This is a genomic window from Acrocarpospora phusangensis (genome assembly GCF_016862995.1).
Lineage (GTDB): Bacteria > Actinomycetota > Actinomycetes > Streptosporangiales > Streptosporangiaceae > Acrocarpospora > Acrocarpospora phusangensis.
Genome location: NZ_BOOA01000160.1, coordinates 1 through 6558, shown reverse-complemented (window position 1 = coordinate 6558; position 6558 = coordinate 1). Strand labels below are relative to the sequence as shown.

The following is a 6558-nucleotide window of genomic DNA, read 5'->3' as shown; positions in this document are numbered from 1 at the left end:
GCGAGTTGCCACCCGCCCCCACCCTCGCCCTCGCCCTCGCCCTCGCTTCGCGACTTGCCCCCGCCCCCGTTCCGCCGGTTCGCCGCTTCGCAAGATGCCCCCGCTTCGCCGCTTCGCGAGTTGCGCCCCGCCCCGCCCCCGCTTCGAGACTTGCCCCGCTCCGTTTCGCCGGTTCGCGACTGCGTCCTCAGACGCCATTGACTGCCTCTGCGCCATCCACTTACCATCCATATGGATGGTGGACGGATGGAGGAAGAATGATCGACCGGTACGATCCAGGGCATGCCTGAGGCGGAGAAAATCACGATCAACATGAACGTCGTCGACCTGGGGAAGGTCGACCTGCTGGTGGAGGAGGGGTTCTACTCCAATCGGACCGACTTCATCCGCACCGCCATCCGCAACCAGCTCAATCGCCACGACGACGAGGTCAGGCACAGCATGACCCGGCGCGCGCTGGCCATCGGCGTCCTCCACTACAACCGGGCCGAGCTGGAGGAGTACGCGGCCGCGGGCGAGCAGCTGAACATCGCGCTCACCGGCCTGCTGTCCATCGGTTCCGACGTGTCAGCGGAACTGGCCCGCCAGACCATTCAATCCATCAAGATCGTCGGCGTGTTCCGGGCAAGCCCAGCGGTGAAGGACGCGCTCGCCGACCGTACCCACTGACGGGAGGGCAAGTGCTGCTTCGCATCCAGGAGTTGACCAAGGACTACCGGCGCGGCGTGCGCGCCAACCACGACATCTCGCTCACCCTCGACCAGGGCCAGGTGCTCGGCCTGTTCGGCCACAACGGGGCCGGCAAGACCACGCTGCTCAACCAGGTGGCCGGGCTGGTCCGGCCGACCTCCGGCACCATCCACATCGACGGCGCCGACGTGGCGGCCGATCCCGCGCTGGCCCGCCGGTCGTGCTCGTTACAGCCGCAGGCGCAGGCCCCCATCGACGGGGTGACGCCACGGCAGGCGATCGACATCATGGCCAGGATCCGCGGCGCCGGCCGCCGCCGGGCCCGCCGGCGCACCGACGCGCTGCTGGAGGCGCTCGACATCGGGGCCTGGGCCGACACGCCGGGCCAGAAGCTCTCCGGCGGCGTACGGCGGCTGACCGCCTTCGGCATGGCCGCCGCGGAACCGGGGCGGATCGTGATGCTCGACGAACCCACCAACGACGTCGATCCCGTACGCCGCCGCCTGCTCTGGGAGCAGATCATCGCGCTGGCCGACAGCGGATGCGCGGTGCTGGTGGTGACCCACAACGTGGTCGAGGCCGAGCGCAGCATGACCCGGCTCGCCGTACTCAACCACGGACGGCTGGTGGCCGAGGGCACCCCGGCCCAGCTGCGGCACGACTACGCCGACCGGTTACGCCTGGAGCTGGTCGCCGTGGACGACGAGACGGCGATCCGGCTCGAAGCGGAGGCCGGCGGACCCGGCGAAGCCGTACGAACGGGAAGGCGGGTGGTCGTGCCGATCGACGCCGCCGCGGCCGGCGAAGCGCTTTCCTGGGCGCAGCGGGAACGCGTCCAGGGCCGGGTGGAGGAGTTCTCGGTCACCCCCGTCAGCATCGAGGAGGTCTACATCGGCCTCGTCGGCCCTGATGCGGCCGGTACGGAGGAGGGGGACCGTGCGGCACGCGTTACGTAGTTACGGGCTGCTCCTGCGGTGGAACCTGCTGCGGCTGCGCAGCATGCTGCCGCTCCTGGTGGTGCTCCAGACGCTGCTCAGCGTCGGCGTCGTGATCGGCTTCTCGTTCCTGATGCCGGACGCCGACCGAATCACCGGGTTCTACCTCTCGACCGGGGCGCTCGTCCTCGGCCTGATCACCGTGGGCATGGTGGCCGCGCCGCAGCTGGTGGCCCAGGCCAAGCTCACCGGCATCTTCGACTACCAGCGGTCCATGCCGGTGCCCCGGCTGGCGATGCTGGCCGCCGACGCCACCGTGTGGGTGGCACTGGCCCTGCCCGGACTGGTCGCGGCGCTGGGCGTCGCCGTGCTCCGCTTCGACCTCGACCTGCGGATCAGCTGGCTGGTCGCGCCGGCCATGCTGTTGATCGCGGTCTGCTCGGTGGCGATCGGCTACGCCATCGCGTACGCGGCCAGGCCGGAGGTGGCGGGCGCGATGAGCCAGCTCATCTTCTTCGTGGCGCTGATGTTCGCCCCGATCAACTTCCCGGCCGACCGCCTCCCCGGCTGGCTGGCCGAAGCCCACGAATGGCTGCCCTTCGCCTCGATGGCCCAGGCGGTCCGCGAAACCCTCCAGATACCGGCGGCCGGCATCTCCGCGGCGCCGTTCACGATGCTGCTGATCTGGTGCGTGGCGGGCCTGGCCGTCACCTACCGCGTCATGACGCACCGCCCCTGACGGAAAGACGGGGAGACCCCTGGTCGTGAGCGACCAGGGGTCTCCGTCTCCGACTCAAGCGGCCACGCGTGCCGTCATGCGGAGGTGGCTAGTTCTTCCAGCCTGGGGTGATGCCGCACTTGGCCTTCTGGTTGATGCAGGTCTTCACCAGCGCGCCGAGCGTCTCCGGCTTCCACGCGTTCATGAAGTCCCCGTGGATCGAGGACGCCATGCCCGACGACAGCGCCAGGCCGTCGCCGCCGAGGGAGTCGTAGCCGAGCATGAGCGAGATGTTCGGGAGCGCGACCGGGTAGGCGCCGGAGCACTTGCCGTCCTTGCCCGGGCCCATGTGCGACTTGTGGTCGGGCGAGTCGATGTGCTTGCCGTCCCAGCAGTCCTGGAAGGTCAGCTGGTAGATCAGGTTGCCGCCCGGGGCGCAGACGGGCCAGTTGCCGTCGGCGCTACGGCCGGTCTCCGCGCTGCCGGCGCACCAGAACTGGCCGGAGGCGCCCTTCGGGGTCGCCACCTGACGCTTCGCGTCGCCCTGCACCAGGCGCATGCCCGGCGGGAACGGCACGACGTCCGCCGGGTCCTTGAGCCGGGAGCCGTAGTACACGCGGAAGTTCTTCATCGGGACCGGGTTGCCGTTCTTCAGCAGGGTCGGCGCCCAGTACGCGCTGTGGTCCCCGGGAGCGTCACAGGTCGTGGTGCTCTTGAGCAGGTCCTCCGTCGTGGTGTGCGCCGACACCTTCGGGCCGAAGAAGGTGTGCAGGTGGGAGGCGCCGACCAGGCCGGGCAGCACGATCGGGTCGTCCTTGGCCTGGTTGGCCACCGTGCAGTTGGTGTGGAACTCGGGGACCCGCACGATGTTCCCGGGGACCGCCTGGGGCACGACCTTGTTGTACGCGTCCAGGGCCTTCTTCCATTCGGCCTGGTCCACCGGCACCCAGCCGGCGGTGGGCGTGCCCGTGGTCGGGGTGGCGCTGGGCGTCGGCTGGGTCGGCGTGGTCGGAGTCGAGGTCGCGGTGGGGGTCGGGTTCGTGGTGCCCGAGCCGGTGCCGAATACCTGGAACTCCCACAGCGAGACGCCGTACTGGGAGGAACGCTTGGTCGCGTACAGCCGCACGAACCGGCCGGTCGCCGACAGGTCGATGGTCTGGACGCCGCCCTTGCCCGCCGCGGTGGTGTACACCGTCTTCCAGGAGTCGGTGCTGCTGGCGGCGGTCTGGATCACGAACGCCGTGGCGTACGCGCGTTCCCAGTTGATGACGATCTTCTTGATGGCAGTGGACCTGCCGAGGTCGACCGCGAGCCACTGCGGGTCGCTGAACTTGCTGGACCAGCGGGTGCCGGGCTTGCCGTCGAAGGCGGCCGCGGGCGCCAGGTCTCCGCGCTCCGCCGAGGAGGCGGTGGCGTTACGTCCCTGCGAGAGGGGGACCTCGGCCGCGACGGCCGGGGAGGTGACGCTCACCACAGAGGTGCCCAGGAGGCCGGCGAGAACGCCGGCCATCGCCAGGCGGCGCACCTGACGTACGCCGGTCCCGCGTTCGGCTCGGATGCCGCGCGAGGCGGTTGTGCTCATGGTGAATGGGGTCCTTGTCCTGTTGAGGAGTCGTGCAACGGACGTTCGGCGGCGCTCGCACATGCCGCCACCTAGGAGACCCCCAGCTCACCCCCCGATAACAAAAACTCCCAAGAACCCCAAAAAACTTTTCTCCGCCCCCAACCCCACCCTCGTCTCCCGGCCACAAGAGCACAACCGACTCCCGTCACCACCGTTCGCCACGCCAGCGACCAGATGCTCAACAAGCCTGGCGATCACCCGCCGGCCCCAAACTCCCCCACCAGGGACACGACCAATCGCACCTCCCGGCCCCAAACTCCCCACCAGGGACACGGCCAATCGCACCTCCCGGCCCCACCAGGGACACGGCCAATCGCACCTCCCGGCCCCAAACTCCCTCATCGGGGGACATGGGCAATCGCGCTAGCTCGGGGGCGTGGGGGCAGCGCCCCCACACCGGGGGGCTCGGGGGGTCGTCCCCCCGTGTAACAACGAAAAGACCCCGCCGGAGGAAGCCCAGGCTTCCGACCATGCAGGGTCAGTCGTTCGTGGAGCTATGGGGACTCGAACCCCAGACCCCCTCCATGCCATGGAGGTGCGCTACCAGCTGCGCTATAGCCCCTTGCGGTGTGTGTGAGTGTATCGGACCTCGACGGTTAAGGGGTAACCGTGGGGATGTCACATTACGGTGGCGTCGCGCGTCTGGAGGTCATGCGGGTGGAGACGTTCCTGGAGCATCGGGAGATCTTGGTCGGGGTGGCGTACCGGATTCTGGGGAGCGCCGTCGACGCGGAGGACATCGTGCAGGAGGCGTGGGTGCGGTGGTCCGAGGTGGCGGAGGGGGAGGTGCTGGACGCGCGGGCGTTCCTGGTCCGGGTGACGACGAATCTGGCCATCGACCGGTTGCGCCGGTTGAAGGTGCGGCGGGAGTCGTACGTCGGGGACTGGTTGCCTGAGCCGGTGAGCACGGGCCCGGAGGTGGCGGAGTCGGCGGAGCTGGCGGACAGTGTCGAGCTGGCGATGCTGGTGGTGCTGGAGACGCTGTCGCCGCTGGAGCGGGCGGTTTTCGTGTTGCGGGAGGTCTTCGGGTATTCGCACGCGGAGATCGCGGAGGTGCTCGGGCGGGCGGAACCCGCGGTGCGGCAGCTGGCGCGGCGGGCCAGGGAGCATGTGCGGGAGCGGCGGCCGCGCTTCGATGTGGACCGGCGGGAGCGGCGGGAGGTCACGGAGCGCTTCATCGGGGCGTGCGCGGGCGGAGACCTGAGCGGGCTGATGGAGCTGCTGGCCAAGGACGTCACCCTGGTCTCGGACGGCGGCGGCAAGGTCCGGGCGCCCCGGCGCATGCTGGTGGGCGCCGATCATGTGGGCAGGTTCCTGCTCGCGATCGCGTCGAAGTCGGGCGTGGAGTCGTACCTGGCGCGTCTGGGAGTGCCGGACGGGGTCTGGTTCGAGGCGGAGGTCTCGGACGTGAACGGCGCCCCGGCGCTCGTCTTCACGGCGGCGGGCTCGGTCTTCGCCGTGATGTCGCTGGTGGTCGTGGACGGCCGGGTGGCGACCGTCTACCTGATGGCCAATCCGGAGAAGATGTCGCACGTCTGACCGGCCTAGGGTGAGTGGATGCTCACGGTGGGGGTCGATCTGGCGGCCGAGGCGGCGGACACGGCCGTGGCCTGGCTGGAATGGTCGCGGACGGGCGCTCGGGTGTCCAGGCTGGTGACCCGCGCCGGCGACGAGTTGGTGGCCGAGGCGGTCCTCGCAGCGGACAAGGCCGGGATCGACTGCCCGCTGGGGTGGCCGGACAAGTTCGTGGATTTCCTGCTGGCACAGCGGGAGGGCCTGCCTTTGCCGTCGGGCGCGGGACGGCTCTGGCGACGGGATCTAGCGAACCGGGTCACGGATCTGGTGGTACGGGACCTGACGGGGCAGCGCCCGTTGAGCGTGGCGGCCGACCGCATCGGATATGTCGCCATGCGGTGGGCGGGGCTGGCGGCGGAGCTGGCCCGGCGCGGGCAGGTCGTGGACCGGCGCGGGAGCGGCGTCGTGGTCGAGGTGTACCCGGCGGCGTCGCTCAAGTGGTGGGGCCTGCCGTTCACGGGATACAAGCGCGCCGCGAACCTGGCCGAACTCAACCGGCTGGTCGACGCGCTGCACCGACCCGCGCCCTGGCTGGATCTGGGCGAATTCGAGAGCGTCTGCCGAGCCTCCGACGACGCGCTCGACGCGGTGGTCGCCGCCCTCACCGCGCGGGCGGCCGCGCTGGACCTCGTCACCGTGCCGTCCCCCGGCCAGCTCGAATCCGCCCGTACGGAAGGGTGGATCGCCATCCCGACGACGCCGCTGGCCGAGTTGATGTCACATTCCGAGGGCGGGCCGCGTCCTGGGGAGCATGGCTGAGATCACGATCATCGGAGGCGGGCTGGCCGGGCTGACGGCGGCCATCGCCTGTGCGGAGAAGGGCGCGCGGGTCGTCCTGCTGGAGGCGCACCGTACGCTCGGCGGCCGGGCGCGCTCCTCGGCGGTGCCGTACGTGGCGAACGACGGCACCCATGTCTTCTACTCGGACGGCGAGCCGTTCCGCTGGCTGAACCGGCGCGGTCTGGTACGGCCCTACCGGCGGCTGGGGCTCAAGGAAGTCCGGAAGATCCGGGTCC

7 protein-coding genes and 1 tRNA gene are annotated in these 6558 nt (G+C 70.2%); 6 read left to right on the top strand and 2 right to left on the bottom strand.

Annotated features, from left to right (window positions below; translation table 11 throughout):
* Positions 1-282 precede the first annotated feature (282 nt).
* Genes Aph01nite_RS40385 through Aph01nite_RS40375 form a run of 3 tightly spaced genes read left to right on the top strand, consistent with a single transcriptional unit; the run spans position 283 to position 2364 of the window.
* Positions 283-669: a ribbon-helix-helix domain-containing protein gene (locus Aph01nite_RS40385; RefSeq protein WP_204046380.1), complete on the top strand. Its 387-nt coding sequence runs from the start codon at positions 283-285 to the stop codon at positions 667-669.
* 11 nt (positions 670-680) lie between these two features.
* Positions 681-1646, top strand: coding sequence for an ABC transporter ATP-binding protein (locus tag Aph01nite_RS40380; protein ID WP_204046379.1), 966 nt, complete (start codon positions 681-683; stop codon positions 1644-1646).
* Positions 1627-2364, top strand: coding sequence for an ABC transporter permease (locus tag Aph01nite_RS40375; protein ID WP_204046378.1), 738 nt, complete (start codon positions 1627-1629; stop codon positions 2362-2364). Before Aph01nite_RS40380 ends, Aph01nite_RS40375 begins: the two co-directional genes overlap by 20 nt.
* 88 nt (positions 2365-2452) lie before the next feature.
* Here the strand turns inward: Aph01nite_RS40375 and Aph01nite_RS40370 are convergent, their stop codons facing one another.
* Positions 2453-3925, bottom strand: a complete 1473-nt coding sequence (locus Aph01nite_RS40370) for a DUF1996 domain-containing protein (protein ID WP_204046377.1) — start codon at positions 3923-3925, stop codon at positions 2453-2455.
* Positions 3926-4456: 531 nt separating this feature from the next.
* A tRNA-Ala gene (locus tag Aph01nite_RS40365) sits at positions 4457-4529 on the bottom strand.
* Between the two features lie 53 nt (positions 4530-4582).
* Here Aph01nite_RS40365 and Aph01nite_RS40360 point away from each other — a divergent pair.
* From Aph01nite_RS40360 to Aph01nite_RS40350, 3 genes are all read left to right on the top strand, one after another.
* Positions 4583-5506: an RNA polymerase sigma-70 factor gene (locus Aph01nite_RS40360; protein ID WP_373872393.1), complete on the top strand. Its 924-nt coding sequence runs from the start codon at positions 4583-4585 to the stop codon at positions 5504-5506.
* A gap of 18 nt (positions 5507-5524) precedes the next feature.
* Positions 5525-6301 (top strand): DUF429 domain-containing protein, encoded by a 777-nt coding sequence (locus tag Aph01nite_RS40355; protein ID WP_204046376.1) that lies wholly within the window; start codon positions 5525-5527, stop codon positions 6299-6301.
* A partial coding sequence (locus Aph01nite_RS40350) for an NAD(P)-binding protein (protein WP_204046375.1) occupies positions 6294-6558 on the top strand: 265 nt, incomplete at its 3' end. The genes Aph01nite_RS40355 and Aph01nite_RS40350, both read left to right, overlap by 8 nt.

Excerpts from the sequence above, each read along its gene's own strand:
- Aph01nite_RS40385 (WP_204046380.1), top strand. The coding sequence starts at position 283 with ATGCCTGAGGCGGAGAAAATCACGATCAACATGAACGTCGTCGACCTG.
- Aph01nite_RS40370 (WP_204046377.1), bottom strand. The coding sequence starts at position 3,925 with ATGAGCACAACCGCCTCGCGCGGCATCCGAGCCGAACGCGGGACCGGC.
- Aph01nite_RS40360 (WP_373872393.1), top strand. The coding sequence starts at position 4,583 with ATGTCACATTACGGTGGCGTCGCGCGTCTGGAGGTCATGCGGGTGGAG.
- Aph01nite_RS40355 (WP_204046376.1), top strand. The coding sequence starts at position 5,525 with ATGCTCACGGTGGGGGTCGATCTGGCGGCCGAGGCGGCGGACACGGCC.